Origin of the sequence: Flavobacterium sp. TSSA_36 (genome assembly GCF_051547165.1) — a bacterium.
Classification (GTDB): Bacteria; Bacteroidota; Bacteroidia; order Flavobacteriales; family Flavobacteriaceae; genus Flavobacterium.
In genome coordinates, this window is the sequence record NZ_JBPTTP010000019.1 from 1 (window position 1) to 2,273 (window position 2,273).

Below are 2,273 nucleotides of genomic sequence, written 5' to 3' on the forward strand. Positions count from 1 at the left end.
ACGAAATGGTTTTGAAAAGATTGTGGGAGGGGATGACGGGGATTTTGGGGGGGCTTTCTTTTTGTTTTTGTGCGAAAATATATTGTTTTTTTGCGTTGGGAAGGCGGATTTCTTCTCCCTATATTTAGTGATTTTTTGTTCTGGGAGGTTTGAATGTGATTTTTTTAGTTCCTCATATAGAATGGGTTGTGCTTCTGATTCAGGAAGGACAACCTCTTTGTTTTTTTAGGGCTTTTTTTTGAGGGGTTAGCTGTTTTGTTTTAGTTATATTTGCAACGCTTTACCCCCAAAGTCGCTTATAAGTGATTTCAAGGAGCTTCTTCTTCGCAACGTAATGGCTCATGAGGCGTTCCACGCTTCTCGCTTTGTATTGCTTTTGGATCTTTTGTGAAATTGATTTTATTGGGTGTTTTGGGTGGGTTGGATCCTGGCTTTTGACTCTGGCATGCTTCCTTAAGCACTTAAAATGTGATGTAAATTTGGATACAAAAATTAAAATTGCGGTAATCGGATTAGGTTATGTTGGATTGCCCCTAGCAAGATTGTTTGCTACACGCTATCCTGTTGTAGGATTTGATATTAATGAGGAAAGGATCGCTGCCTTACGAAGTGGTACCGATAGTACTCTCGAGGTTTCGGATGCTGTTTTGCAATCGGTTTTAGTTGCTGATTTTGAATCGAATGCTACAGGATTATTGTGTTCGAACGAATTGGCGTCAATTGCCGATTGTAATTATTATATCGTGACCGTGCCGACTCCGGTAGATAAAAATAATCGTCCCGATTTAACGCCATTATATAAATCCAGTGCAACGGTGGGACAAGTACTCCAAAAAGGGGATATCGTGATCTATGAATCGACGGTCTATCCCGGGGTTACCGAGGAGGAATGTGTGCCGGTTTTGGAAAAAGTTTCTGGGCTGGAATTCAATGTGGATTTCTTTGCAGGCTATTCGCCTGAGCGCATTAATCCCGGTGACAAAGAGCATACCGTAGAAAAAATTTTAAAAATCACCTCGGGTTCTACTCCCGAAATCGGACAAAAAGTCGACGCCTTGTACCAATCGGTTATCGTGGCAGGGACGCATTTGGCTCCCTCAATCAAAGTAGCCGAAGCCGCCAAAGTCATCGAGAACTCCCAACGCGATATCAATATCGCCTTCGTTAATGAATTGGCTAAAATCTTTAATTTATTAGACATCGATACCAGCGCCGTGTTAAAAGCCGCTGGGACCAAATGGAACTTCTTGCCTTTTAAACCGGGTTTGGTGGGAGGCCACTGCATAGGCGTGGATCCGTATTACTTGGCTCAAAAAGCGCAGGAAAAAGGGTATCATCCCGAAATTATCTTAGCAGGTCGCCGCTTGAACGATAGCATGGGAGACTACGTCGCCTCGCAAGTGGTGAAGTTAATGATCAAAAAAGGGGTGGTGATCAATGGCGCCAACGTCTTAATGCTAGGGATTACTTTTAAAGAAAATTGCCCTGATGTCCGCAACACTAAAATCGTAGATGTGGTGCGCGCTTTTCAAGATTATGGTATTGCTGTAACGATTTACGATCCTTGGGCGAATCCCGTCGAAGTGGCTCACGAATACGGATTGACTACCATCAACGAAGTGCCTACGAGTTCTTTTGATGCGGTTGTTCTGGGGGTGGCGCATCAAGCTTTCTTGACGATGGATTATGCTGGATTGAGAAAAGAAAAAAGTGTGTTGTATGATGTGAAAGGGGTGCTGACAGTGCCTGTGGATGGGAAGTTGTAGCGGTGGGAATGAGCTACGAAGGCTCTAATTGTTTTTGAAAAGATGTTTAACCGCAAGGGGCGCAAAGGGTTACGCAAGGTTCGCGAAGTTTTTTTAAGGGGTGGCCACGAAGGCACGAAATGGTTTTGGAAAAGATTGTGAGGAGGGGTGACCGTAGATTCGCAGATTTTTTGAAAAGAGGGTGTGATGGGACGCGGATGGATACGGATGAAGCGGATGGGCGCGGATTTTTTTATGGCCACGAATGCACTAATTATTTTGAAATGATGGGGAGGAGGGATGGCCACGAAAAGGAAATTCCAATTTTTTAAATTCCAAATTCCAAAATGGGGAACCGCGAAGACGCTAAGGCGCAAAGTGTTGTGTGGGAAAGCCACGAATGCTCGAATTAATTTGAAAAGTGATTAACCGCAAGGGGCGCAAAGGATTACGCAAGGTTCGCGAAGTTTTTTTAAGGGGTGGCCACGAAGGCACGAATTAATTTGAAAAGATTGTGGGGAGGGGTGA

The 2,273-nt window shown here is 44.0% G+C and carries 1 protein-coding gene; it reads left to right on the top strand.

The window, feature by feature from the left end; translation table 11 throughout:
• Nucleotides 1-479: 479 nt before the first annotated feature.
• On the top strand, nucleotides 480-1,766 hold the full coding sequence (locus tag ACSVH7_RS15075) for a nucleotide sugar dehydrogenase (protein ID WP_438067509.1): 1,287 nt from the start codon (nucleotides 480-482) through the stop codon (nucleotides 1,764-1,766).
• Nucleotides 1,767-2,273 lie beyond the last annotated feature (507 nt).